The sequence below is a fragment of the Roseibium sp. RKSG952 genome (assembly GCF_009711355.1).
Map to the genome: position 1 here is coordinate 28,833 of NZ_SMMF01000945.1, position 25,285 is coordinate 54,117.

21 protein-coding genes are annotated in these 25,285 nt (G+C 59.0%); 16 read left to right on the forward strand and 5 right to left on the reverse strand.

The features are described from left to right. Window positions 1-2 precede the first annotated feature (2 nt). From E1297_RS30140 to E1297_RS30155, 4 genes are all read right to left on the reverse strand, one after another. The gene (locus E1297_RS30140; RefSeq protein WP_368669741.1) at window positions 3-689 is read right to left on the reverse strand and encodes an XdhC family protein; all 687 of its coding nucleotides are present in this window, start codon (window positions 687-689) and stop codon (window positions 3-5) included. Window positions 690-692: 3 nt separating this feature from the next. Next, window positions 693-1,325: a LysE family translocator gene (locus E1297_RS30145; protein WP_155144693.1), complete on the reverse strand. Its 633-nt coding sequence runs from the start codon at window positions 1,323-1,325 to the stop codon at window positions 693-695. Between the two features lie 15 nt (window positions 1,326-1,340). Beyond that, entirely contained in the window at window positions 1,341-1,679 is a 339-nt protein-coding gene (locus E1297_RS30150; RefSeq protein WP_155144694.1) for an XdhC family protein, read from the reverse strand. 133 nt (window positions 1,680-1,812) lie between these two features. Then, complete coding sequence (locus tag E1297_RS30155; protein ID WP_155144695.1) at window positions 1,813-3,423, reverse strand: phosphoenolpyruvate carboxykinase; 1,611 nt, start codon at window positions 3,421-3,423, stop codon at window positions 1,813-1,815. Between the two features lie 596 nt (window positions 3,424-4,019). On the opposite strand from E1297_RS30155, the gene E1297_RS30160 reads away from it, so the two are divergent. The 16 genes from E1297_RS30160 (at window position 4,020) to E1297_RS30240 (ending at window position 24,205) form a co-directional block, all read left to right on the forward strand. After that, window positions 4,020-4,718: a response regulator transcription factor gene (locus E1297_RS30160; RefSeq protein ID WP_155144696.1), complete on the forward strand. Its 699-nt coding sequence runs from the start codon at window positions 4,020-4,022 to the stop codon at window positions 4,716-4,718. 11 nt (window positions 4,719-4,729) lie between these two features. Further along, on the forward strand, window positions 4,730-6,550 hold the full coding sequence (locus tag E1297_RS30165) for a stimulus-sensing domain-containing protein (protein ID WP_155144697.1): 1,821 nt from the start codon (window positions 4,730-4,732) through the stop codon (window positions 6,548-6,550). Beyond that, entirely contained in the window at window positions 6,547-7,014 is a 468-nt protein-coding gene (locus E1297_RS30170; RefSeq protein ID WP_155144698.1) for an HPr kinase/phosphorylase, read from the forward strand. Before E1297_RS30165 ends, E1297_RS30170 begins: the two co-directional genes overlap by 4 nt. Window positions 7,015-7,127: 113 nt before the next feature. Continuing rightward, window positions 7,128-7,532, forward strand: a complete 405-nt coding sequence (locus E1297_RS30175) for a PTS sugar transporter subunit IIA (protein WP_155144699.1) — start codon at window positions 7,128-7,130, stop codon at window positions 7,530-7,532. 8 nt (window positions 7,533-7,540) lie between these two features. After that, entirely contained in the window at window positions 7,541-7,822 is a 282-nt protein-coding gene (locus E1297_RS30180; RefSeq protein WP_155144700.1) for an HPr family phosphocarrier protein, read from the forward strand. A gap of 160 nt (window positions 7,823-7,982) precedes the next feature. Continuing rightward, window positions 7,983-8,639 (forward strand): SatD family protein, encoded by a 657-nt coding sequence (locus E1297_RS30185; protein WP_155144701.1) that lies wholly within the window; start codon window positions 7,983-7,985, stop codon window positions 8,637-8,639. Beyond that, window positions 8,636-9,055, forward strand: a complete 420-nt coding sequence (locus tag E1297_RS30190) for a hypothetical protein (protein WP_155144702.1) — start codon at window positions 8,636-8,638, stop codon at window positions 9,053-9,055. The genes E1297_RS30185 and E1297_RS30190 overlap by 4 nt, the downstream gene beginning before the upstream one ends. A 162-nt stretch (window positions 9,056-9,217) precedes the next feature. After that, window positions 9,218-10,609 carry an adenosylhomocysteinase gene (ahcY, locus tag E1297_RS30195; protein WP_155144703.1) on the forward strand — a complete coding sequence of 464 codons (1,392 nt, stop codon included), beginning with the start codon at window positions 9,218-9,220 and terminating at the stop codon, window positions 10,607-10,609. A gap of 251 nt (window positions 10,610-10,860) precedes the next feature. Next, a complete protein-coding gene (locus E1297_RS30200) occupies window positions 10,861-13,374 on the forward strand; it encodes a PAS domain-containing sensor histidine kinase (protein ID WP_155144704.1) in 2,514 nt (837 codons plus the stop codon). Between the two features lie 15 nt (window positions 13,375-13,389). Continuing rightward, the gene (gene tsaE, locus E1297_RS30205; RefSeq protein WP_209016083.1) at window positions 13,390-14,913 is read left to right on the forward strand and encodes a tRNA (adenosine(37)-N6)-threonylcarbamoyltransferase complex ATPase subunit type 1 TsaE; all 1,524 of its coding nucleotides are present in this window, start codon (window positions 13,390-13,392) and stop codon (window positions 14,911-14,913) included. 39 nt (window positions 14,914-14,952) lie between these two features. After that, window positions 14,953-15,687: a nucleotidyltransferase family protein gene (locus E1297_RS30210; RefSeq protein ID WP_155144706.1), complete on the forward strand. Its 735-nt coding sequence runs from the start codon at window positions 14,953-14,955 to the stop codon at window positions 15,685-15,687. Window positions 15,688-15,690: 3 nt separating this feature from the next. Then, window positions 15,691-18,843 carry a double-strand break repair protein AddB gene (gene addB, locus E1297_RS30215; RefSeq protein ID WP_155144707.1) on the forward strand — a complete coding sequence of 1,051 codons (3,153 nt, stop codon included), beginning with the start codon at window positions 15,691-15,693 and terminating at the stop codon, window positions 18,841-18,843. Then, window positions 18,840-22,340 carry a double-strand break repair helicase AddA gene (gene addA, locus E1297_RS30220; RefSeq protein WP_155144708.1) on the forward strand — a complete coding sequence of 1,167 codons (3,501 nt, stop codon included), beginning with the start codon at window positions 18,840-18,842 and terminating at the stop codon, window positions 22,338-22,340. The genes addB and addA overlap by 4 nt, the downstream gene beginning before the upstream one ends. Window positions 22,341-22,420: 80 nt before the next feature. After that, complete coding sequence (trxA, locus tag E1297_RS30230; protein WP_155144709.1) at window positions 22,421-22,741, forward strand: thioredoxin; 321 nt, start codon at window positions 22,421-22,423, stop codon at window positions 22,739-22,741. Window positions 22,742-22,866: 125 nt separating this feature from the next. Beyond that, a complete protein-coding gene (grpE, locus tag E1297_RS30235; protein ID WP_155144710.1) occupies window positions 22,867-23,508 on the forward strand; it encodes a nucleotide exchange factor GrpE in 642 nt (213 codons plus the stop codon). Between the two features lie 79 nt (window positions 23,509-23,587). Next, the gene (locus E1297_RS30240; protein WP_368669742.1) at window positions 23,588-24,205 is read left to right on the forward strand and encodes a trimeric intracellular cation channel family protein; all 618 of its coding nucleotides are present in this window, start codon (window positions 23,588-23,590) and stop codon (window positions 24,203-24,205) included. Window positions 24,206-24,370: 165 nt separating this feature from the next. On the opposite strand, the gene E1297_RS30245 is transcribed toward E1297_RS30240, so the two are convergent. Then, window positions 24,371-25,279, reverse strand: a complete 909-nt coding sequence (locus tag E1297_RS30245) for an ornithine cyclodeaminase (protein WP_155144711.1) — start codon at window positions 25,277-25,279, stop codon at window positions 24,371-24,373. Window positions 25,280-25,285 lie beyond the last annotated feature (6 nt).

Below are 25,285 nucleotides of genomic sequence, written 5' to 3' on the forward strand. Positions count from 1 at the left end.
GACTACTCCGAACCTTTGCGCAGGGCCTTGATGATGGCTCCAAGGACGGCGACGGCGATTTCCGCCGGGCTGGCCGCTCCGATGTCGAGGCCGATCGGCGCGTCGAGGCGGGCAAGTGCCGTCTCGCCGACACCTGCCCGGGCCAGCCTTTCGAGGCGTTTGCCATGTGTTTTCCGGCTTCCGAGAGCACCAACGTAGAAACACCCGGCTTCGAGCGCGCGTTGCAGCGGCAGATCGTCAATCTTCGGATCATGTGTCACCGCTGCAAGCGCCGTATAGGCATCCAGCTGAACCCTGTTCAAGGCGTCTTGCGGCCACTCGGCAAGAAGCGTGTCTGCAGGGAACCGGTCTTCGGTCGCAAAGGCGGTGCGGGGATCGATCACCGTGATGTCGAATCCCGCCAGCTGCGCCATGGGTACCAGAGCTTGCGAGATATGGACAGCACCGATCACGACGACGCGGGGGGGAGGGACATTGACCGTGAGGAAAACAGGGCCGCCATCGGTTTCAACCATCCCGGATTTGCCCGAGCGGAAACGTTGTTCCAGCTCCCCGCCCAACGGGTCGCTGGCGATGGCATCGCCCTGTCCCACAAGACGTTGCCGGCCGCTCTCCATTTCGGTGATCAGGATCGCAGCGCGCCGGGCAGCTCGCTCTGCGTTGAGTTTCGAAAGCAGGTGAAGGTCCACGGTTCAGGCCTTGTCTGTTGCGAGTTTCAATCCGAGGCCCACCAGAAGGCTTCCGCCAAGCCACCGGGTGATATCCTGCCACCTTGAGCTGCCACCGATGCGTTTTTTCACGGCTGATGCAAACAGAACCGTAAAAATATCGGCAGATGTGAAAGCGAAGTTCACGATGGTGCCGAGGATCAGGAATTGTGCCCAGATGGGCAAGGTGGCCTCTGCTGAGACGAATTGCGGCAGGAAGGCAATAAAGAACACGGCGACTTTGGGATTGAGCACTTCGACCAGAACACTGTCGATAAAGGCGCGTCTGCCGGACTTTGCGGGCATCGAAACATCAGGTGTGCCGCCTGCCATGCGCGTTCGGATCATCTGGATGCCGAGGAAGACCAGATACGCACCGCCCGCCAGTTTCAGAGCAAGATAAAGCGCCGGGACGGTCGAGAAAATGGCCGAAAGCCCGAAAGTGGCTGCAAGCACATGGGCATAACAACCAACATGGATGCCGAACGCCGCCGCAAACCCGGCCGCGCGGCCCCGCGCAAGTGTTTGTGCAGCCGTGTAAAGCAGGGCCGGACCGGGCATATAGGCAAACAAGGCTGTCGCAGCCGTAAAGGCAATCAGGGTTTCCAACGTGGGCATGGGTAAAAAAGTTCCTCAGTTCGTGACCGGCTCGACATAGACACGGATGCGGCCTCCACAGGACAGGCCGACCCGCCAGGCGGTTTCATCGGCGACGCCAAATTCCAGGGTCGTAGGGTGTCCGCTGGCGATGACGTCGACCGCTTCGGCCACAACAGCGCCCTCGACGCAGCCTCCTGAAACCGAGCCTTCGAAGTTGCCGTCCTGATCAATGACAAGATGAGACCCGACCGGCCGTGGTGCGGAGCCCCAGGTTTCGGTCACCGTTGCCAGTGCAATCGCCCGCCCGGCCTTCGCCCAGCTTTCTGCGGTCGCCAGTATATCAAGATTGGAAGGAAAGGGTTGTTCACTCATGACGCGCTCCCGGTTGGCCCGAGTATAGGCGGTGGAACAACCAATCTTAAAGCGCAAATCTCGTGATGCCCGAACGCAAAAAGGCGCTGCAAGCGCAGCGCCTTTTCAATGGAGGTGTGTTCCGTGGTCCGGCTTATTCCGCTGCGGTCAAAATCCCCAGAGCCGCTTCACGAACGGCGCCATCGACATGGTCTTCGAACTTTTCGAAATTGTCGATGAACATCTGGACGAGCTTGTGGGCCTGTACGTCATAGGCTTCCTTGTCGGCCCAGGTTTCCCGGGGCGTCAGGATCCTGGCATCGACGCCGGGCACTTCCAGAGGCACTTCGAACCCGAAATTCGTGTCGGTCCGGAAAGAGGCGTCCTGCAAGGTCCCGTCCAGAGCGCCGTGAAGCAGGGCGCGTGTCGCCTTGATCGGCATGCGTGATCCGGTTCCGTAGGCGCCGCCGGTCCAGCCGGTGTTCACGAGCCAGCAGTCGACATCATACTCGGCAATCAGGTCGCGCAGGAGATTGCCGTATTCCGATGGGTGCCGTGGAATGAATGGGGCACCGAAACAGGTCGAGAAGGTCGCCTGCGGTTCGGTGACGCCCTTTTCCGTGCCGGCGACCTTTGCGGTGTAGCCCGAGAGGAAATGATACATCGCCTGGGCCGGGGTCAGTCTGGCGATCGGAGGCATGACGCCAAACGCATCGGCTGTCAGCATGATGATTGTTTTGGGGACCGGTGCGCGGCCGGTGCTGCTGGCATTGGAGATGAAGTGGATCGGATAGGCGGCGCGGGTGTTTTCCGTCTTGGAGCCGTCGTTGAAGTCCGGAACCCGGTTGTCGTCGAGCACAACATTTTCAAGAACAGTGCCGAAACGTTGGGTGGTCGAGTAGATTTCCGGCTCGGCCTCGGCTGACAGCTTGATGGTTTTGGCGTAGCAGCCGCCTTCGAAGTTGAACACGCCGGTCTTGCTCCAGCCGTGTTCGTCGTCTCCGACCAGGGTCCTCTGCGGATCTGCGGAGAGTGTTGTCTTGCCGGTTCCCGAAAGGCCGAAGAACACCGCCGTATCCCCCTCATTGCCGACATTTGCCGAACAATGCATCGACATGACACCCTTTTGCGGCAACAGGTAGTTCAGGAAGGTAAAGACGGATTTCTTCATCTCGCCCGCATAGGACGTTCCGCCAATCAAAACGATCTTGCGGCTGAAATCGCAGGCAATGACCGTCTCGCTGCGGCAGCCGTGTCGAGCCGGGTCGGCCTTGAAGCTCGGAAGGTCGATGATCGTCATTTCAGGCACGAAACCTTCAAGCTCCGCCGCCTGCGGCCGCAGCAACATGTTGCGGATGAACAGATTGTGCCAGGCATATTCGTTGAAGACCCGAACGTTCAGCCGGTGCTCCGGATCTGCGCCGCCATACAGATCCTGGACAAACAGATCCAGTCCCTTTGCGTGGGCCTTGAAGTCGGCAAGCAGGACTTCGAAGTGCTCCTGCGACATTTCAGCGTTGTTGTCCCACCAGACCGTGCCGTCTGTCTGGGCATCACGCACGACAAACTTGTCTTTCGGAGAGCGTCCCGTGTGCACGCCGGTATCGGCAACCAAGGCACCACCGGCGGCAACCCGGCTTTCGCCGCGCGAGATCGAATATTCGTAAAGGGCAGGTTCACTCTGGTTCCAGTAAACGGCGTTCAACCCGCTCAGGCCGAAGGTTTCAACGCCGTTGGAGGGATTCCTGACACCGACTTCTAGCATGATCTCGCATGTCCTTATGCATTGATAATCTATCCCCGCCGAGAAAAAATATGGATTTGCAATGGCCGGTGGGGAGGCTTGCGAACCTATGGGAAGTCGTCATGGTCAACAAGGCTGCGAAAGGATAGGTTGGGCTGTTAAATCGATTTAATGATAGTCTTTTGCCATCTTTTATTTTTGCGCATGATGAAGATAAATATTTTGGTTTCGCAAAGTTTCGTTTTTTGAGTTCTTTCGAAAGAAAGGAAAAAAACGAAATCCGTAAATGGGGGTGCGAAAATGCCCGGTGCGGTTTTCATCCGCATCACGACGTGTCTCTCAGAGGCCGGAAGCCGGTTAGGTTGCGTGGCCGGTGAAGCCTGTCATTTGCGATATTACGTAAAGAAAGACTTAGTGCGACGCCGCAATTGTTTTGCTGGCATATTGGTTTAATTTGCGATGCTACATGCTATATACGCAGAGTCCGCCTTAATTTCTGCGCATTTGGAGTGCCAAAGGCCGAGCAGCGCGTCATGAAAGTTCCAAGACTTGCGCCGCTATGTTCAAGATGAAACGGAACTGACTTCGTTCGACTTAAAAAATGGAAATGACACAGCATGCCGACAATCGCGCTGGTAGATGATGACCGCAACATCCTGACGTCTGTCTCGATCGCTCTCGAATCCGAAGGCTATCGCGTCCAGACCTATACGGACGGTACTTCGGCGCTTGACGGACTGGAGACCGATCCGCCCCAACTCGCAATTTTTGATATCAAAATGCCGCGTATGGACGGTATGGAACTATTGCGCCGGCTGCGCCAGTCTTCCGACTTGCCCGTGATCTTTCTGACATCCAAGGATGACGAGATCGACGAACTGTTTGGTCTCAAGATGGGGGCCGACGATTTTATCCGGAAGCCATTCTCTCAGCGTCTTCTGGTGGAGAGAGTGCGCGCCGTCCTGCGGCGGGTCGCACCGCGAGATGCGACGGCACCGCGTGAGGACGGCGACAAGTTGCTGGAACGCGGGCAGCTTGTGATGGACCAGGAACGTCATACCTGCACCTGGAACAACAGGCCGGTGACCTTGACGGTGACCGAGTTTCTGATCTTGTCTGCCCTTGCGCAACGTCCTGGTGTCGTCAAGAGCCGGAACGCCCTGATGGACGCCGCCTATGACGATCAGGTTTATGTCGATGACCGGACGATCGACAGCCACATCAAGCGCCTTCGGAAAAAGTTCAAGGTGGTTGACGACGACTTTGACATGATTGAAACGCTATATGGTGTTGGTTATCGGTTCAAAGAGGTCTGAAACCCCCGTTCATGACGGCTGATACGGACAAACCCGGCGGAGTTCAGTCCCGGAAGGCTTTTGGGGCCCCGGACAAAGGGCAATTGCGCCGTCTGCGAAGCAAACGGATGCGCCGCCGGTTGTTCGGTCATCTTGGGCAGATTTTCGGAACCTATGTCCTGTCGTCGCTCACGCGGCGGATTTTGCTGATCAACCTGATCGGTCTGATCGCGCTGGTGATCGGGATTCTCTATCTGAACCAGTTTAGGGCGGGGCTTATTGATGCCCGGGTACAAAGCCTGCTGACCCAAGGCGAGATTATTGCGGGGGCGATTGCCGCCTCGGCAACGGTCGACACGGGAGCCATCACCGTCGATCCGGAACGATTGCTCGAACTTCAGGCGGGCGAGAGTCTCACGCCGAGTGTCGACGATCTGGACAGTCTCGACTTTCCAATCAATCCGGAGCGTGTTGGTCCGGTGCTCAGGCGCCTGATTTCACCAACGAAAACCCGTGCCCGGATCTATGATCCCGAAGGAACCCTGATCCTCGATTCCCGGCATCTTTATTCCGGTCCGCAGATTTTGAAGTTCGACTTGCCGCCGCCAACAGCGGACGAACCAGGATTGGTCGATACCGTCTGGCAACGCTTGAAGTTGTGGTTTCGTCAGGGGGACTTGCCGGTTTATCAGGAGGCGGGCGGTGGAGACGGGCGGGTTTATCCCGAAGTGGAGGCCGCTCTTTCGGGTGCCCCTGCGACGTTCACCCGCGTGACCCCGCGCGGCGAGCTGATTGTCTCCGTAGCTGTGCCGATCCAGCGGTTCCGGGCTGTCCTCGGTTCCTTGTTGCTGTCGACACAAGGTGGCGACATTGATGCGATCGTCCGTGCCGAACGGATCGCGATCATGCGGGTCTTTTTGGTCGCGGCGACAGTGACCATACTTCTGTCGATATTGCTTGCAGGCACCATCGCAGGGCCGATCCGCCGCCTGGCTGCGGCTGCAGAACGTGTGCGCAAGGGGTCCAACACCCGCGAGGAAATCCCGGAATTTTCTGATCGGCAGGACGAGATCGGTCACTTGGCGCGGGCCTTCCGCGACATGACCAACGCGCTTTACAACAAGATCGACGCAATCGAACAATTTGCCGCCGATGTGGCGCATGAATTGAAAAATCCGCTGACATCCTTGCGCAGCGCCGTTGAGACCCTGCCTTTGGCCAAAACGGATAGTTCGCGGGATCGTTTGCTCGATATTATCCAGCATGATGTCCGGCGGCTCGACCGGTTGATTACCGATATTTCGGATGCATCGCGTCTGGACGCCGAGCTTGCACGTGCGCAGGCTGAGCCGGTCGACCTCGCGGTTCTTTTGCGCGCGATTGCCGATGCCGCGAACCAGCGTGGCGGAGAGGATCTGGCCGACGTTCTGCTGACGGTCTCGAATGCGCCCGGTGCCAAACCATATGAGGTTCTCGGACACGATATCCGCCTTGGTCAGGTGATCAGCAACCTGATCGACAATGCAAGGTCCTTTTCGCCTGAAGATGGCGCGGTTCGCATCGGTTTGAGCCGGCAGGGCAAAATGGCGCAGATCACCGTCGATGATGACGGCCGCGGCATTCGCGCCGAGAATCCTGACCGTATCTTTGAGCGGTTTTATACCGACCGGCCGGAAGGCGAAGGGTTTGGGAACAATTCCGGTCTTGGGTTGTCGATCTCCCGGCAGATCATTGAGGCCCACAAGGGGCATATCAGTGCAAAGAACCGCCTCGAGGTGGATCGTACGACCGGGGAGGAGCGGATTGCCGGGGCCCGGTTTGTCATCACTTTGCCGGCAGGCGCCGACAGATGACCCGGCAGACGCAACACGCCAATTGTGTTGTCATTGGCACCCTTGGTGTTCTGATCCTCGGACCGTCCGGGGCAGGAAAATCGGCGCTGAGTGAACACATGATTGGCTTGGCCGGATCAAAAGGCCATTTTGCAGCCCTTGTCGCCGATGACCGGGTCGAGTTGACTGCCCGGTCAGGCAGTCTGATTGCGCGTGTTCCGGATCAACTTGCCGGATTGTTGGAATTACGGGGCTTCGGAATTGTTGAAACAGCTTTCGAACCGGCATCGATGGTGCATATTGTTATGAAGCTCGCGGCGATTGACCGGATTGAACGCCTGCCGGAAGACTGCATAGGTGCGATTGAGCTTGAAGGGACAAACCTGCCTCTTGTCACAGTGGCACAAGGCCGTCCGGACGATGCCGTATGCCGGTTGAGGTGGGCGTTGAAACGTCTTTTCCCCAATGTGCCAGTTTACATTTGATCATTTCCGCCCGATTTTGCTTGCAAGTCGTCCAAGTGTTGTCGACATTGCATCAAGCCGCAACGCAGGCTGAATTGTAGATTATGACAAGCTGGGGATGGGCTGCAGGACGGATGATCGGACTAGTACTTGTCACGCATGGCCGCCTCGCGGAGGAGTTCAAGGCAGCGCTGGAGCATGTCGTTGGGCCACAGGAACAGGTGGAAACGATCTCGATCGGTCCCGACGACGATATGGAGCAGCGCAGGCAGGATATCCTGTCGGCTGTCGAGGCCGTGAATAAGGGTAAGGGTGTCGTGCTGCTGACAGACATGTTTGGCGGAACGCCGTCGAACCTTGCCATATCCGTCATGGACGGCAAGCAGGTTGAAGTGGTCGCCGGGGTCAATTTGCCGATGCTGATCAAGCTGGCAAGTGTCCGGACGGATCGTGATATTTCCGAAGCGGTTGACGAAGCGCGCCAAGCCGGACAGAAATACATCTCGGTCGCAAGCCAGGTCTTGTCGGGACAAAGCTAAACACACGTATGGACGTACATTCGTTTCAAAAAGAACTGACCATTGTCAACCAGCGCGGTTTGCATGCACGTGCATCCGCCAAACTGGTCAAGCTGGTCGAGACATTTGACGCCGAAGTAACGGTTTCCAAGGACGGTCAGACAGTCGGCGGAACATCGATCATGGGGTTGATGATGCTGGCGGCGAGCCCGGGATGCTGCATTTTCGTTTCCGCTTCCGGCCCTCAGGCTGGTGAAGTTCTCATTGCGATCACGGAGCTGGTCGAAGATGGTTTCGGTGAGCGGGACTAAAGCCGCACCACGATCGGTTCACCTGATCGAATTGACCCATTTTCAGTTCATAGTTGATTTTTGAACCTAATATGGTTCATTATGTTCCTATGGTCCGGTTTGATGCATGATTTGAGGTGCTTTGGCCTTGATCGAGCAAGAATGCCGATATGCTGTTGTAATGGGCGATATTGTTGGCAGCAGCGCCAGCGCTGATACACCTGCGCGCGCCACAGAACTGAACTCCCGATTCAATGAGGCCATAGACCAGGCCAATCGCGCCAATGATGGAACCATTTCTTCGCCTCTTACCATTACCCTTGGCGACGAGTTTCAAGGGCTCTGCCGGAGCCTGCACTCCGGTTTTGAGGTCATTCATCATTTGCGGCTCGAGCTGCTGAAGTCCGGCATTGCCTGCCGGTTCGCGCTCGGTCTGGTGACGCTTCATACACCGCTGAACCGGGACCGGGCCTGGAATATGCTGGGCGAAGGTTTGGCCGAAACCAGAGACCGGTTGAACGCCAAGAAAGATCCGTCTGCCTACCGGTTTGTCCTTGGCCGGCAAAAGCCTGTGTCCGATTTGCTGGATGCGGTGGGGGAGGGGCTAACGGATATGGAAACCGGCTGGAGCACGAGCCAGTTCGGGTATGTGCTTGCTCTGCGCGACTTGGGCGGAGATGTCGGAGCGGTCGCGAAAACGAGAGGTGTCGGCGTACGGTCGGTTTACAAGGGGCTGCACTCCGCCAATTGGGATCTATACCAGCGCCAGGTTTCGGCGGTTTCCGGGTTTCTCGCAGAACAGGACCGGTTGGCAGGCTTGAGGGATTGTGACACGTGAGTATTCTCTCTTATTGGCCTGTGCTCGGGTATTTCGCGGCCCTTTTGGCACTGTTTCCTGCCGGAACACTGGTTGCCCGTGCCGTGATCCGGCTAAGCGGGGCGCCCCGGACTGGCGAACCGGCTCCCGAGGTCCGGAGTGAAATGAATGCCGGACGGCTGATTGGCCATCTGGAGCGTGGTCTGATCATGGTCGGGCTCGTTCTGGACCGCTGGGAAGTGATTTTGGCCGTCATCGCCTTGAAAACCGTGGCGCGCCACAAGGAACTCGACCACAGGGACTTTGCAGAATATTTTCTGATCGGGTCACTTGCCAGCATTGTATGGGCGGCTGTCGTTGCGATTGCGATTGTCTGGTTCGACGGGGCATATGGATATGACCTGCTTCCCAAGGACTTGATAACGACAAAGATCTGAGAATTTGCGATATAAAGAATTCTTTATATCTTTATTGAAGTCGGGAAATCGCTGCGCTATAACCGCGAATATTGTGGCGGCGGCTGTTTGCTGATCCCGGCTCAGCGCCTCCCGCCTTCTCCCAAAACGGCTGCCGAGAGCCGGAAAATTCAGGACATTTTCATGACCGACTACATCGTCAAGGATATTGCGTTGGCGGACTGGGGCCGCACCGAAATCGAAATCGCAGAGCATGAAATGCCGGGTCTGATGGCCTGCCGCGAGGAGTTCGGGGACTCAAAGCCGCTGAAAGGCGCCCGCATTGCCGGTTCGCTGCACATGACGATCCAGACCGCGGTTCTGATCGAAACCCTGGTGGCACTGGGTGCCGAGGTGCGTTGGGCGTCTTGCAACATTTTCTCCACGCAGGACCAGGCTGCCGCTGCAATCGCCGCCGCTGGCATTCCCGTTTTCGCAATCAAGGGCGAAACCCTTGAAGAATACTGGGACTATGCGGACAAGATCTTTGATTGGGGCAATGGCGAAACCGCCAACATGATCCTCGACGACGGTGGCGATGCGACCTTGATGGTGCTTCTGGGCGCGCGTGCGGAAGAGGATCCGAGTGTTCTGGACAATCCGTCCAACGAGGAAGAAGAGGCGCTGTTCGCGGCGATCAAGCGCCGGCTGGAAAAGAACCCGGGCTGGTTCTCCAAGGTGAAGGCAAATCTGAAGGGTGTTTCGGAAGAAACCACCACGGGTGTTCTGCGTCTTTACGACATGCAGAAGAAGGGCGAGCTGCCGTTCCCGGCGATCAACGTCAATGACAGCGTCACCAAGTCCAAGTTCGACAACCGTTATGGCTGCCGTGAGTCATTGGTTGACGGCATTCGCCGCGGCACGGACGTGATGATGTCGGGCAAGGTTGCAGTTGTCTGCGGCTATGGCGATGTCGGCAAGGGGTCTGCCCAGTCGCTTGCAGGTGCCGGGGCACGGGTGATCGTGACCGAAATCGATCCGATCTGCGCGTTGCAGGCCTCCATGGACGGTTACGAAGTCAAGACCCTCGACCAGGCTCTGCCGGAAGGCGATATTTATGTAACCGCGACCGGCAACAAGGATATCATCACCCTTGACCACATGCGCGGCATGAAGGACATGGCGATTGTCTGCAACATTGGTCATTTCGACAATGAAATTCAGGTTGCGTCACTCAAGAACTTCAAGTGGCGTCCGGTCAAGGATCAGGTCGACATGATCGAGTTTCCGGACGGAAAGCGGATGATCCTTCTGTCGCAGGGCCGTCTTGTGAATCTCGGAAATGCAACCGGACACCCGAGTTTCGTGATGTCTGCAAGCTTCACCAACCAGGTGCTTGCGCAGATCGAGCTGTTTACCAAGGGCGACAAGTACAAGAACGAGGTCTACGTCCTGCCGAAGCATCTCGACGAGAAGGTCGCACGCCTGCATCTGGAAAAACTCGGCGTCACGCTGACCGAGCTGTCGGACGAGCAGTCCCAATATCTGGGGATTAGCAAGACCGGACCGTTCAAGGCTGAGCACTACAAGTACTGATCTGAGGTTGGAATAAACACAATATGTAGGGCCGCCGGTTTGGCGGCCCTTTTTGTTTGGCGGCCAGTCAGATCAAATTTTGCTCGATCCGTTAACTTTTCGCTAAGAGACTCTTCAGCGCGAATCCAAAAAAAGTTATGTTTTTATCGAATCAGGAAACAAGAGGCACATGTGTTTTCTGATTCGGCTTCTGCTTCGGCGGTCGGGGCGGTCCGGGTTCTTCGGGCAAGGCGGCGTAAGGGGAACATCAGATGCCGAAAGGCAAATCGGGCGGCGCGCGGTTGCGTGTGGCGTGGCACGGCAGGATTCCAGCAAAAATCAGAATGGCCGGGGCGGCTGTCCTTGCCGTTTTCGCACCGTGGACCCCGGCGCTGGCCGACGGGTTCTGGAATCTGCCGACCCGCGACATCAGTCCCGACGAGATCATGCTTCTCGGAACTGCCGCAGGTCTCTCGCTTTTTGCTGTCACCGCTGCCGCAGCCCTCGTGCGTTACCGGCGGAAAGCTGTCCGGTTGACACGGCAACTGGAAACTGAAAACCGGGAGTTGAAGTTTCAGGTCGACCGGCTCGAGACCATGCTCAACACGGATGAGCAGAGGGTCATCACATGGACCGGCAACGGGGCTGTGCCGCAGGTTTGGGGCATTTTGTCAGAGAGATCCGGCGTTCCGAAAAACGCAGTTTCCCTTCTGGCCTTCGGCAATTGGCTCAACCCGAAAAGCGCGGCGGATCTGGAAAGTCATCTGGATGTTCTGTTCAGCCGTGGCGAAGCATTTACCTTGACGCTGAAAACACTGACCGGAACGTTTGTGGAAGCCATAGGCCGCACGACCGGTGGCGCCGTGGTCTTGCGCTTGCGCGACTTGAGCGGTGAGCGTCAGATGCAGGCGGAGCTCGCCGCACGCAACGCCAGGATTTCCGGTGAGCTGCACATGCTGCATGCGCTATTGAATGCGGTGCCTGCACCGGCTTGGCAGCGCGATGCGGAAGGCAGGCTGATCTGGGCAAACGCGGCCTATGCTGCAGCGGTCGAGGCACCGGACACCGGCAGCGCCATTCGTGATGCGAGAATGTTCCTTGATGCAGATGCCTTGTCGGCCATGGATGCAGGCCGCAAGGAGGACGGCGTTTACACGGATCGCATCCCGATCGTCACATCCGGAGAGCGGCGGGTGTTCGAGGTGACCGATGTGACGGCGAATGTCGGCTCATCCGGCATGGCCGTTGATGTCAGTGAGCTCGACAGCGTTCGGAAAGAACTGAAGCGAACGGAAGAATTCCATGGCCGGACCCTGAACCAGCTGGCGACGGCCGTGGCCATTTTCGGCGCCGATCATCGGCTGCAATTCCACAACGAAGCCTTCCGGCAATTGTGGGACCTCGATCAGGCGTTTCTTGAAGGCCGTCCGGAGGACGGCGCCGTTCTGGATGCCTTGCGGGCGGCGCGCAAGTTGCCGGAACAGGCGGATTATCGCGGCTGGCGCAGCAAGATGCTCGAGAGCTACCAGTCGGTCAGGGCGCGCGAAACCTGGTGGCATCTGCCGGACGGGCGCACCTTGCGGGTGATTGCCAACCCGCACCCGCAAGGTGGCGTCACCTACATTTACGAAAACGTAACTGAACAGCTCAATCTCGAAAGCCGTTTCAACGCATTGACGCGGGTTCAGGGCGAAACCCTCGACAATCTGTCCGAGGCGGTTGCCGTGTTTGGCTCCGATGGCCGCCTCAATCTATGGAACCCGGCTTTTGCCCGGGTGTGGAGCCTCGGTGAGGACCAGCTCACCGACATGCCCCATGTGAAGAAAATCGTCGAGGCCTGCATGCTGCGGCCGGACGAAAGGAACGCATGGGACAGGCTTGCCGAACGTGTTACCGGATTGCCGGTCAATCGCATTCAGGCGGGGGACCGGATGGAGCGCCATGACGGAACCGTTCTGGATTACTCGGTGGTTCCGCTGCCGGATGGCGGAACGCTCGTGACCTTTGTCGATGTGAGCGACAGCGTGAATGTCGAGCGTGCGCTCCTGGAAAAGAACGAGGCGCTGGAACAGGCCGATGAACTCAAGAACGCCTTCATTCAGCACGTCTCCTACGAGTTGCGTTCCCCGCTCACCAACATCATCGGCTTTGCGCAGCTGCTTTCCGATCCCAAATTCGGAGATCTCTCTGCCCGGCAGGATGAATATGCCAATTACATTTTGTCGTCGTCGGCAGCACTGCTTGCGATCATCAACGACATTCTCGACCTCGCCACGCTGGATGCAGGAATCATGGAGCTGGATCTTGGCGAAGTGGATGTCGCAGCAACCGTGGATGCCGCCATTGAAGGGCTGCAGGACCGGTTGAAGGAAGCCCGGATCAATCTGCGCACTCATGTTCAGGGGGACATCGGTGTCATGGTTGCCGATGAAAAGCGTCTGCGTCAGGTGCTTTTCAATCTGATCTCGAACGCGGTCCGCTACTCGGAAGAAGAAGGGGTCATCGATGTTACCTGCAGCCGCGACAAGGGGGATGTCCTGTTTGTCGTCAAGGATCGTGGCTGCGGGATCCCGGCAGAGGTCCTGAATCAGGTGTTCAACCGCTTTGTGGGGCACGATTCCGGCGCCAAACGTCAGGGAGCAGGTCTTGGACTGTCAATCGTCAAGAGCTTTGTTGAATTGCATGGCGGAACTGTTGACATTGCGTCCGAGGAAGGCAAAGGCACGACAGTGACCTGTTCCTTCCCCGAAAAGCCGCAGGCAACCGGACGGGTTGCTGCGGAGTAAGCCGGAGCGATGCATTTGTCCGAACTGACCCTTCAGGGCCTTGAAGGCGTGTTTGCCGTAAAAACACTTTTGAACGAAGCTGAAACGGTCCAACTGGCCGAAGATATCGGCATGATCCTGAAACCGGGCGATCTAGTGGCCTTGTCGGGGGACCTTGGAGCCGGCAAGTCGACGTTTGCGCGGGCGTTGATCAAGAATCTGGCCGGTGACGAAGATCTTGAAGTGCCGAGCCCGACCTTCACATTGGTTCAAAACTACGACCTCCCGCATTTGCCGGTCGCTCATTTCGATCTCTACCGTCTGGAAGAACCGGAGGAGCTTGACGAGCTCGGACTGAACGAGCTGCTCGAGACCGGGGCGGCTCTGGTGGAATGGCCCGAGCAGGCCGGTCATCTTTTTCCTCAAGAAGCACTCTGGATTCAACTGACCGAAGTTGGCGAAGGCCGCGAGGCGCGTTTTGCGTCGGCCGACCCTGCCTGGTCCGGGCGGATCGCGCGTACGCTCGAGATCAGGTCGTTTTTGAACCGGTCGGCAAGCGCCGGGTCATCACGCACCTATCTGGCAGGAGATGCCTCGACCCGGCGGTACGAGCGCATCAAGTCGGATGAACAAAACCTGATCCTGATGGACTGGCCCGAACCGGAAGGGACAGCCGGGTCCGGGGCCGCCCTCGCCTATAACCGGAAAGTATACCGGGCGTCGGATGTAACCTCGGTGATTGCGGTAACGTCTTGCTTGCAGAACCTCGGCATGCCGGTGCCCGCAACGATTGCCGCTGATCGCGGTCATGGATTTGTCCTTCAGGAGGACTTCGGCGACGAACGGATCGCCATTGGTGGCGAACCGGTTGCCGAACGTTATGAAGCGGCGGCCATTCTGTTGGCCGAACTGCATGCCCAGGGGGCGGCGGAAAGGCAAATCTTGCTGCCGGAAGGCGGGGTGTATGATCTGCCGGTTTATTCGCGCGATGCATTGCTTCAGGAAGCCCGGCTGTTTCTCGACTGGTATGTGCCGGAAACAATGGCGCATGAGCCGTCCCAGGATGAACACCAGCAATTCATGACACTGATGAACTCCGCTCTCAATGTGGCGAACAAGAGTGAACAGGGGCTGGTGCTGCGCGACTATCATTCGCCCAATATCCTGTGGCGGGAAGACAACCAGGGGGCGCTGCGCCTCGGTTTGATCGACTATCAGGATGCGATGATCGGACCGCTCGCCTATGACCTCGGGTCGCTGCTTTATGATGCGCGGGCAACAGTTGATCGCGCACTGGAAAAACAGCTTGAGGAAACGTATCTCGAGACAAGAATGGCACACCAGCCCGGCTTTGATGTGATAGGGTTTCGGGATGCATTGGCGGTCATGGCGGCGCAGCGGATCTTCAAGATCCTTGGTCTGTTTTACCGGCTGGCACGAAGAGACGGAAAGCTGGCCTATCTTGCACATGTGCCGCGCATGCAGGCCTATTTGGACAGGGTGCTTGATGCGCCTGTCCTCCGGGACATCAAGGATTGGATCTGCGCGTTGCGCCGGTGAGACACCGGGCGCGTCCGCGCAGAAGGTTGGACAACGAACATGACGACAGAACGGTTTCGCCCGGAAAATGCAATGATCTTGGCGGCTGGGCGCGGCAAACGAATGCGCCCGATTACGGCAACGACACCGAAGCCGCTGATCGAGGTCAATGGCAAGGCGCTGATCGACCACGGCCTTGACCGTCTGGCCGGGGCGGGCGTGAAGACCTGCGTCGTCAATGTCCACTATCTGGCCGATCTTGTTGAAGTTCATGTGCGCCGGCGCAAGGACATGAACATTCGTGTATCCGATGAGCGCGGCATGCTGCTGGAAACCGGCGGCGGCATCAAGAAGGCACTGCCGATGCTGGGCGGTGAGCCCTTTTTCCAGCTGAATGCCGACACGGCCTACTGGATCGAGGGTGTAAAGCCGAATCTGGAGCACATGATAGATGCCTGGGACGAAGACCGCATGGATGCGCTTCTTCTGGTGGCCGAAACGGTGCATGCGGTTGGGTATGGCGGCCGCGGCGACTTCCAGATGGCGCGGGACGGTACGCTAAGCCGCAGGCCGGAACGTGATGTCACTCCGTTTGCCTACGCAGGTGCCGCGATCTTGCATCCAAGACTTTTTGATGACGCGCCGGATGGCCCGTTTTCGATGAACCTGCTGTTCGACAAGGCGATTGAGGAAGGCCGCTTGTTCGGTGTGCAGATGGAGGGCATCTGGCTGCATATCGGCACGCCCGATGCCATTGCGGCAGCGGAATATGCGGTTCGCGAGAGCGCTGCGTAGGACATGACAGTCAGTGAACACGGTCAAACCGTTTATACCATTCCCGCCTCTGTCCCGTTTCTGCCCCGGCTCGTCGAGACACTGGTCGATGGCACGTTGCTGCCCGGCTTCCGTCCGCTCGACAATCCGCTGCTCCTGTCGGAAGTAACCCTTTATCTGCCGACCCGGCGTGCCGCACGCCTGTTACCGGAGCTGTTTCAGGAAGCCTTCGGTGGCCGTCCGGTGTTGTTGCCCCGCATCCTGCCGGTGGGAGACGCGGACGAGGATCTCGACGCGTTTTACGGGGCAGGCGACGGTGAACCGCTCCCCCCCGCCATGCCGCCGATTGAACGCCATCTGGCAATGACGCGGCTTGTCATGGCCTGGAAGGGCGCACTGCGCCGTGAGGTTTTGCAGCTCGGATCCGAAGAGCCTCTTGGCATCCCGGCCTCGGCGGCAGATGCAGCCTGGCTTGCCGGCGATCTGCTGGTATTGATGGACGAGATCCAGATCGAGGAAGCGGACTGGTCGGACCTGACCGGACTGGTTCCGCAAGAACATGCCCGGTACTGGGAAGTCACGCTGGAGTTCCTGCAAATCGTCCAGTCTGCGTGGCCTGCCTTTCTGGGTGAAGCAGAGCGCATGGATCCCAAGATGCGGCGGTCCGAGCTGATCCGCCGGGGGGCTGCACGTCTGGCCGCCCATCCGCCAAAGGGACCGGTGATCGTGGCCGGTGTCACGGGGTCGGTTCCCGCAACTGCCGAACTTCTGAAAACGGTGGCAGCCCTGCCGCAAGGCGTATTGGTGCTGCCCGGGCTGGACCTTCACATGGACGCAGCCTCCTGGAAGGCGCTTGCCGAAGACCTGCCGGAAACACCGCTTCAAGCGGGAAAGCGCGCGCCCGCGACATCTCTGGCCTCTCATCCGCAGCAATCCTTGCGGCAGCTTCTGCGCCGCCTGTCGATCGACCGGTCGGCTGTGCGTGAGTTGGGGGCCGCCCCGCACCCGGATCATCTGCAGCGGGACATCCTGATTTCCGAAGCCCTGCGTCCGGCCGACACATCCGACGGATGGATGGCGTTTTTGAAGGCGGGCACGATCTCGGCGAGCACTGCACTTGGCAATGTCGGCGTGATCCTCGCGCGCAACGAGGCGGACGAAGCCTTGAGCGTGTCAATTGCCCTTCGCGAAGCGCTGGAACGCGGCGAAACGGCCATGCTGATCTCGCCCGACCGGATGCTGACCCGCCGGGTTGCCTCCGAGCTGGCGCGCTGGAACATTCAGGTCGATGACAGTGCGGGTCGTCCGCTGGACCAGACGCCGCCTGCCATTCTGGCCGTTCTGGCCGCCAAACTGGCGTTGCAGGGCTGTGAGCCGATTGATCTCCTGTCGCTTCTGAAACACCCGCTCTGCCGCCTTGGCCTGAGTGCCAAGGACATCCGGTCGGCTGCACGTGCGCTTGAGCGTGGCGTTTTGCGCGGGCCGCGCCCGAGACCGGGGACCGCGGGACTGTTGCTGGCGATCAACGCATCCCGTGACGAAGCGGCGAGCTCCCGCCATGTTCCGCGCTGGAAAAAGATCCACGACGCTGACTGGGCCATGATCGAGGAGCTGGTTCTACGGCTTCAAAAGGCCCTTGCCCCGCTCGAGACCTTGGCAGACCAATCCGATGCCATTCCGGCTGTGGACCTCGCCAAGGCCCATGTCGCGGTGATCTCGGCAGTCGCCATGGATGAAACGCTGAGCGACGCCGAACTTTATGCGGGTGAAACCGGCGATGCACTGGCAGCGTTTTTTGCCGGGCTTCTGGAGGCGGAGAACACCGGGCTTGACCTGGTGCCGCGCGACTGGCCGTCCGTATTGCCGGCGCTAATGTCCGGAACGGCCGTGCGCAGACGTCTGCCGGGCGATCCGCGTGTCCAAATTCTGGGCCCGATCGAAGCCCGGCTGCAAACCGCCGACTGCGTCATTCTCGGCGGCTTGAACGAGGGCGTCTGGCCACAACGAACCCGCAATGATCCCTGGCTTAACCGGCCGATGAAACGGGATCTTGGGCTGGACCCGCCCGAACGGCGGATCGGGGCGTCGGCTCATGATTTTGTCCAGGGGCTGGGTGCTTCCCGCGTGCTTTTGTCCCGCGCCTTGCGGTCCGATGGCGCGCCGACTGTGGCCTCCCGCTGGCTGCAACGCCTTCAGACGCTGGCTGGCCCAGATGTCGCTGCAGCTATGGAGGCGCGCGGCCGGATCTATACAGCTTATGCGGACCGGCTGGACAAGAATGACGGGCCGGTACGCCCGGCTGCAAGGCCAAACCCTAAACCGCCGCTTGACGCACGGCCTGTCAGCCTGTCGGTCACCGAGATCGAGAAACTGATCCGGGACCCCTATGCGATCTATGCAAGGCATGTTCTTGAGCTGCAGGAGGTGGACCCGATTGGTGGCGCTCCGGGGGCTGCTGACAAGGGCGTGATCATTCATGATGCGCTGGCGCGGTTCCTGAGTGACTGGAACGGACCTCTCAACGGGGACGCAGTCGAGGCCCTGATCGGGATTGGGCGGGAGCTGTTCGCACCGCTTGACGCCTTTCCGGCGGTGCGGGCGCTCTGGTGGCCGCGTTTCGAACGCATTGCCAGCGCTTTTGTCGCCTTTGAAGCCAAGCGTGCGCCGTCTGTGGACAAACGGTTTCTTGAAGTCGGTGGTGGCGTTGAACTGACGCTTCCCGGGCGGTCTTTCCGATTGCGCGGCAGGGCCGACCGGATTGATCTGATGAAGGACGGGACGATTTCGGTGATCGACTACAAGACCGGTCAGGCCCCGTCGATCAAGCAGGTGGAGACCCTGCTCGCCCCGCAAATGCCGCTGGAAGCGGCTCTTGTCCGAAAAGGCGGTTTTTCCAATGTCCCGTCGACAAATCCGGTTTCCGAGCTCTTGTACATTCAGTTGAAAGGCGGGTCCGATCCGCTGGTGGAGTTGCCCCGAACGCCGAAAGAACACGAGATCGGCGAGTTTATCGAGGAGGCCTGGGCCCGTCTCGAAGCCCTGATCGCGCATTATGCCGATCCCGCGACGGGCTATTTGTCCCGGGCACGGGTGTTTCAGGAGCGCCAGTTCGGCGGACCTTATGATCATCTGGCGCGGGTTCAGGAATGGTCCTCGGGCGGGGAGGGCGAAGAATGAGCGGCTTTCAAATCCCAGAAGCGACCCGGCAACGGCAGGATCTGGCGTCCCGTCCGCAGGCTTCCGCCTGGGTGAGTGCCAATGCCGGTTCGGGCAAAACTTTTGTGCTGTCGCGCCGGGTTGTCCGGTTGTTGCTTGACGGGACTGATCCCTCGCGCATTCTGGCTCTGACCTTCACCAAGGCGGCGGCGGCTGAAATGGCAACGCGGGTCTTCAAGATCCTCGGGGAATGGGTCACCAAAGACGATGCGGACCTGAGCCGCGAGCTGGCCGATATCGAGGGCCAGGTTCCCGGTGCCGCACGTCTTGCGATGGCGCGCAGATTGTTTGCCCGGGCGCTGGAAACACCGGGCGGTCTGAAGATCCAGACAATTCACGGTTTCTGCGAAGCTTTGCTTCACCAGTTTCCGCTTGAGGCCAATGTGGCCGGGCATTTTTCCGTTTTGGATGACCGGATCGCCGGAGAGCTGATGGCCGAGGCGCAGGCAGGTGTTCTCAATGCGGCCGAAACCAATCCGGACAGCCTGCTTGGAAGGGCGTTGAGATCGGTCATCGACCTGATGAGTGATGGTGGCGCGCAAAAGGCACTGGAAGAACTGATCCAGAACCGGGATGCATTCCGGCGCTGGCTCAATGATGCCGGTGGACTGGAACAGGCCCTTGTGGATCTCGCGCTAGAGCTTGGTATTTCAGGGTCACCTTCGCTGACAGCATTTGATGCCCGGTTCAAGGCCGAGACACTGATCCCGGAACCGGAGGCTCTCGCTTATGCCGAGGCCCTGCGTACGGGCACAAAGACCGACAACCAGCGGGCAGAAGCGCTTGCCGAGACTTGCAGGATTTCCGATGCCGGTCTCTTCCGGGCCAAATGGTTGCCGATTTTTCTGACCGCCCAGCTGGAGCCGCGCAAGTCACTCGCCACAAAGAAGATCAACGAGGGCTTTCCCCATGTGGTCGAGGCGCTTGTGGCCGAACAGATGCGTCTCATGGACTTGCTGGATGCGCGCAGGGCCCTCATCACCTTTGAGGGTACATCGGCCGTGCTCAGGCTCGCCCATGGTGTGATCGGTGCATATGAACACGCCAAGACCTCGCGCGGCTATCTCGATTTCGAGGACCTTGTGGTCAAGACCGCACAGCTCTTGTCCCGGTCCGATGCCGCCCAGTGGGTGCAATACAAACTGGATCAGGGGTTGGATCACATTCTGGTCGACGAGGCGCAGGACACCAGCCCGCGCCAGTGGGAAGTGGTCACCGCGCTGGCACAGGAGTTTTTTGCAGGTGAGGGGGCAACGGAGCGCACGCGCACGGTGTTTGCGGTGGGCGACGAGAAGCAATCAATCTACTCGTTCCAAGGCGCGGTGCCTGCCTATTTCGACCTGATGCGCCGGGACTTTTCCGAACGTGCCCATTTCGCGGAGCACCCGTTTCATTCGGTGAACTTGCAATTGTCGTTCCGCTCGACCCCCGATGTGCTTGGAGCGGTCGACAAGGTGTTCGAGGCCGAAAGCGCCCACCGTGGTCTCTCGCAAGAAGTGCAGGCCCCCGTACATGAGGCGATCCGCAGGGATCCGGGCATTGTCGACCTTTGGCCGCTTGAAAGTGCGCAAGAGGTGGCAGAGCCGGAGGACTGGCGCACGCCGGTCGATCATGTCGGAAATGACAGCCCGATGGTCCGTGTCGCGCGCCGGATTGCCGGAACCATCAGGGACTGGATGCGGGAGGGGATCGCGGCTCCCGGCGATGTGATGATCCTCGTGCGCAAGCGCGGCCCCTTTGTCGAGGTGTTGAACCGGGAGCTGAAGGCACACAACATTCCGGCAGCCGGGAGTGACCGGCTGGTTTTGACCGAACATATTGCAGTTCAGGATTTGATGGCACTGGGCCGGTTCCTGTTGCTGCCCGAAGACGACCTGTCGCTGGCCTGTGTTCTCAAGAGCCCACTGTTTGAGCTCGGCGATGAAGACCTGTTCGAAATCGCGCGCGAGACCCCGGGTAGCGCACGGGCGGGCACCTTGTGGCAGGCGCTGGTCAAGGCCTCTGACGGTTCGCCGAAATGGCAGGGCGTGCGCAAACGCATCGAGATGTGGCGGGCCCGCGCCGACTTCATGCCGCCGTTCGAGTTTTATGCCCGGCTTCTGTCGGCCGATGGCGGGCGGCGGGAGTTCCGCGCCCGGTTGGGTGCGGAAGTGGACGACGTGCTCGATGAGTTTCTGGCACTGACCATCAATTACGAGCAGACCGGCACCCCGGGTCTTGAAGGCTTTCTCGCCTGGCTGGGAGCCGCGCCTGCCGAAATCAAGCGCGAACTGACAAACGCCAAGGGCATGGTCCGGATCATGACGGTGCACGGATCCAAGGGGCTGGAATCGCGCTTCGTGATCCTGGTCGACCCGGGATCGGCGCCGTCTTCCTCTCAGCATGACCCTGCATTTTTGCCCCGCACCCGCGGCAATGGCGATGGCGTGCCGCCAGGGCTAGTCTGGTTGCCGCCCAAGCAGGACCGGACCAGCTGGCACAACACGGCCCTTGCCGAACTCAGGGCAGGCACGGAAGAAGAATACCGGCGTCTGCTTTATGTTGCGCTTACCCGGGCCGAAGACCGGCTGGTGGTGTGTGGCTGGGCGCCGAAGCGCGGTGCGCACGATCAGTGCTGGTACAATCTGGTGGTCATGGCCTTGCGTCCCGAGGCGCGTGAGCTGGTCTCGGCGGACGGTGTTGCCATGGGCTGGCGATGGCAAAAAGGCGAGGCGCGGGAACCGGACAGGAAGGCGCAAAGTATCGCTCCGGCCGAGACCGTGGAACCGGCACTTCCCGGCTGGCTTCTTGATCCGGCCAAACCCTTGAAGCGCAAACTCAGGCTGCAGCCTTCCAAGGTGTTTGAAACCATGGAACTGAAGGAAGGGGTCGAACCGGTCTCCTCGGCAAACAGGCTGGAGGCGCGCAAGGATGCCGGGTCCTGGCCTTTGGAGCGGGGCCGCTTGATCCACCGCTTGCTCGAATTGTTGCCGGATCTTGATGACGGTCAGCGCGAAGAGGCTGCATGCCGGTATGTGGAGACAGCTCTGGCGCAGCCTTTCCGGGAGCGCGCTGGAGAACTCTTGTCTGAAATCCATGCGATCTTGCAGAACCCTGCTTTCGAACCGCTGTTTGCGCGCAATGCCCGGGCCGAAGTGCCCGTTGTCGGGACTTTGGTTGCATCAGATGGCAAGGAGGTGCAGGTCTCCGGCCAGGTCGACCGGTTGCTGGTCGATGAAGACCGCGTCCTGATCCTGGACTACAAGACGAATGCGTTTGTGCCCGGCTCCGCTGCAGCCGTTCCTCTCGAATACCGCGCCCAGCTTGCGGTCTACCGCGAATTGCTCAAGCAGATTTATCCCGGAAAAACCATCGAAGCGGCATTGCTCTGGACTTCTGCCCCCCGCCTGATGACATTGTCTTCAGAAGTTCTTGAGGAAACATTCAAAGGCCTGCGCAGCGATGGCACTGCTGCTTGACGGATCATTTCCGGGTACCTACGTTCGGGCCAACATGAAACGGCGTCTGCCGTGATGAGCAAAATGAAAGTGAGCTGAATATGGCTACCACCACCACATCTGACGCTTCGTTCGAAACAGATGTTCTGAAGTCTTCCGAGCCGGTTGTTGTCGACTTTTGGGCTGAATGGTGCGGTCCGTGTAAGATGATTGCTCCGGCGCTGGAAGAAATTTCCGAAGAGCTTCAGGGACAGGTCAAGATCACCAAGCTCAACATCGACGAGAACCAGGACATGGCCATGAAATACGGCGTCCGCTCGATCCCGATGCTGATCATGTTCAAGGACGGCGAGCCGATGGCAACTCAGGTCGGCGCCGCTCCCAAGGGCAAGCTTTCCGACTGGATCAAGAGCGCACTCTAAGGCACTTTGCGAATTTAGCGCCAAAAACCTTGACGGCTCGGAATGGTTATGCTCATGCCTAACCGTTCCGGGCATCTTTATTTAGATGTTCGGCGATAGCTGACTGACATTTCAACGGATCACAGATGAGCGACGAGACCAAACCGACCCAGGACAACCAGCCCGACCCGCAAGCGGCCGCTGCCCAAGAGGCTGCCGAAGCTGCAGCGGAGCGCCCGGCGGCTGAACCGGGCGTGGATCCGACCGAAGCTCTGAAGGCGGAAAACGCCGACCTCAAGGATCGTGCGTTGCGCGCCATCGCCGAGATGGAAAACCTGCGCCGCCGGACCGAAAAGGAGCTCAAGGATACCCGCCAGTACGCGGTCGCAGGATTTGCCCGCGACATGTTGACGGTGTCCGACAATCTGCGCCGGGCGCTTGAGTTTCTGCCCGATGAAGACCGCAAGAACGCCGATGCAGGTATCGCGTCCCTGATCGAAGGTGTCGAGATGACCGAGCGCGAGCTGCTCAATCAGCTCGAAAAGAACGGCGTTAAAAAACTTACCCCCGAAGGCCAGAAGTTCGACCCGAATTTCCATCAGGCCATGTTCGAGGTGCCGAATACCGAGGTGCCGAACAACACGGTCGTTCAGGTCGTACAGGCAGGATATGTGATCGGGGAGCGCGTCTTGCGGCCGGCCATGGTTGGTGTTTCCAAGGGAGGACCCAAGGAAGCAGCTGTGTCGAACACTGCAGAGCCGGGACAGACTGTCGACAAAAGCGCCTGACACCGCTTTTTGATAGGCTATATGATGTGACCGCTTCCGGCTTGTTGGCCGGGAGCGGTTTCTTTTTGGAGGGTTTCACGTGCTGTTTCAGCTTCTTGATTACCTCGGTGTAGCTGTGTTCGCGTTTTCGGGCGCGATTGTAGCCTCGCGCAAACGGCTGGACTTCATCGCCTTCCTCTTTTTTGCGACCTTGACCGGGATCGGTGGCGGGACGTTGCGGGATCTGATTTTGGGCGTTCCCGTCTTTTGGGCACACTCCAATGGCTATCTGCTCGTCTGTTTCGGGGTCAGTATAATTGTTTGGTTTTTTGCGCATGTGGTCGAGGCTTTGGGCAAACCGCTGCGTTGGGCCGACGCGGTCGGTCTCTCAGCCTACTCGGTAATGGGAGCGGCCAAAGCGCTGAGTGTAAATGAAACCGTTTCGGTTTCCATTTTGATGGGTGTGGCTACAGCAACATTCGGAGGTGTGTTGCGGGACGTGATTGCCAGCGAGCCATCGGCGGTGATCAAACAGGAAATCTATGTCAGTGCAGCCTTTGCCGGGGCGGGCGGTTTTGTTTTGTTGAGCCACCTTGGTTCGAACGGATGGTTGGCCGCCTTGATCGCCGGAGCAATTGCATTCGCCTTGAGAGGCGGGGCGATCCATTTCGGATGGCATTTGCCTGTTTACACACCGCACACCAAGAGGCCCGACTAAAGCCATTCGAGGTCAAGCAGGGTGACTTTTCTCAGATAGAAGCCGTCGTGCAATGTCCGCCATAGGTCATCCAGGAAAAATCCTGATGTGCGCTTCACTCCGCCCGTAACAACACTCGTATCAAAGAAGCAAAGTATAAAGAGGGCTCCACCTGCATCAGAGCCGTTAACAACGCAGAAAGATATGGCCGGCCGTGGCGAGGTCCAGAAGTCCGGTGTTGTCTCCGGACTTGAACAGGGTGAACTGCCCGTAAAAGCGCCGCCCGGCCTTGTCGCCCTGAGCGATTTCCTGCAGATCTGCCGCGATTTCCAAGCTTGCGAAACTTGCAGCGTCGCGCCTGTCGCTGACAAACAGCCGCGTATCGTCAAGGACTGATGGAGGGACACTGGCCTGTGGTGAGATGACATCGACATGAAGTCCGGGGCTGATATCGTGGTTCGAAAGATCGGGTAGACCGCCGACCACGACGGAAATGATGTCTGCACCGGAGATGGCGCCAGATGTATCGTCGGTTGGCCTGATGGAGAGGCGGGACAATCCCTGTGTTGAAGACAGCTTGCGGCAGACCGTGTCATCCGCTCCCGAGATCAGGACAGTCCGGATTTCACGCACAGAGGCATAGGCAGCCAGCAGAAACGGCAAGAGTGGAGATGTGCCGAAGACCAGAACACGGCTGCTGTCTTCCCGGGACAGATAGGAGGCTGCCAGGGCATGCAGGGCGGCGTGTCTCCAACTTGCCATGTAGGTGCGGTCGAGCAGGGCAAGCGGCGCGCCATTGCTACCTGCAAAAAGAACATAAACCCCCGACCCTGCAGGTTCGGCTCCGTGCTGGTTGGCGGGCAGTTCCAGTGCCAGGCCGCAACCGATATAACCGCGGCCGCAATGTCCCTGCGCGGCAAAATTCGTCCATGCCGGATCAATTTTAAGAGCGCCGGAGGTCTGGACAGTACGGTCTATGCGGTAGCGGGTTGGATCCGGGTGAACCGTTTGTGACCGGAAAGCCCGGCGCAATGTTTCAATCAGGTCTCGCCAGTCGAGGACAGCAGCCATGTCCTTGCCGGAGATGACCCGCATTGCCCA

What these genes read in the sequence shown, in the direction of transcription:
- E1297_RS30145 (WP_155144693.1), bottom strand. Translation starts at nt 1,325, where the DNA reads ATGCCCACGTTGGAAACCCTGATTGCCTTTACGGCTGCGACAGCCTTG.
- E1297_RS30150 (WP_155144694.1), bottom strand. Translation starts at nt 1,679, where the DNA reads ATGAGTGAACAACCCTTTCCTTCCAATCTTGATATACTGGCGACCGCA.
- E1297_RS30155 (WP_155144695.1), bottom strand. Translation starts at nt 3,423, where the DNA reads ATGCTAGAAGTCGGTGTCAGGAATCCCTCCAACGGCGTTGAAACCTTC.
- E1297_RS30160 (WP_155144696.1), top strand. Translation starts at nt 4,020, where the DNA reads ATGCCGACAATCGCGCTGGTAGATGATGACCGCAACATCCTGACGTCT.
- E1297_RS30165 (WP_155144697.1), top strand. Translation starts at nt 4,730, where the DNA reads ATGACGGCTGATACGGACAAACCCGGCGGAGTTCAGTCCCGGAAGGCT.
- E1297_RS30170 (WP_155144698.1), top strand. Translation starts at nt 6,547, where the DNA reads ATGACCCGGCAGACGCAACACGCCAATTGTGTTGTCATTGGCACCCTT.
- E1297_RS30175 (WP_155144699.1), top strand. Translation starts at nt 7,128, where the DNA reads ATGATCGGACTAGTACTTGTCACGCATGGCCGCCTCGCGGAGGAGTTC.
- E1297_RS30180 (WP_155144700.1), top strand. Translation starts at nt 7,541, where the DNA reads ATGGACGTACATTCGTTTCAAAAAGAACTGACCATTGTCAACCAGCGC.
- E1297_RS30185 (WP_155144701.1), top strand. Translation starts at nt 7,983, where the DNA reads ATGGGCGATATTGTTGGCAGCAGCGCCAGCGCTGATACACCTGCGCGC.
- ahcY (WP_155144703.1), top strand. Translation starts at nt 9,218, where the DNA reads ATGACCGACTACATCGTCAAGGATATTGCGTTGGCGGACTGGGGCCGC.
- E1297_RS30200 (WP_155144704.1), top strand. Translation starts at nt 10,861, where the DNA reads ATGCCGAAAGGCAAATCGGGCGGCGCGCGGTTGCGTGTGGCGTGGCAC.
- E1297_RS30210 (WP_155144706.1), top strand. Translation starts at nt 14,953, where the DNA reads ATGACGACAGAACGGTTTCGCCCGGAAAATGCAATGATCTTGGCGGCT.
- addB (WP_155144707.1), top strand. Translation starts at nt 15,691, where the DNA reads ATGACAGTCAGTGAACACGGTCAAACCGTTTATACCATTCCCGCCTCT.
- addA (WP_155144708.1), top strand. Translation starts at nt 18,840, where the DNA reads ATGAGCGGCTTTCAAATCCCAGAAGCGACCCGGCAACGGCAGGATCTG.
- trxA (WP_155144709.1), top strand. Translation starts at nt 22,421, where the DNA reads ATGGCTACCACCACCACATCTGACGCTTCGTTCGAAACAGATGTTCTG.
- grpE (WP_155144710.1), top strand. Translation starts at nt 22,867, where the DNA reads ATGAGCGACGAGACCAAACCGACCCAGGACAACCAGCCCGACCCGCAA.
- E1297_RS30245 (WP_155144711.1), bottom strand. Translation starts at nt 25,279, where the DNA reads ATGCGGGTCATCTCCGGCAAGGACATGGCTGCTGTCCTCGACTGGCGA.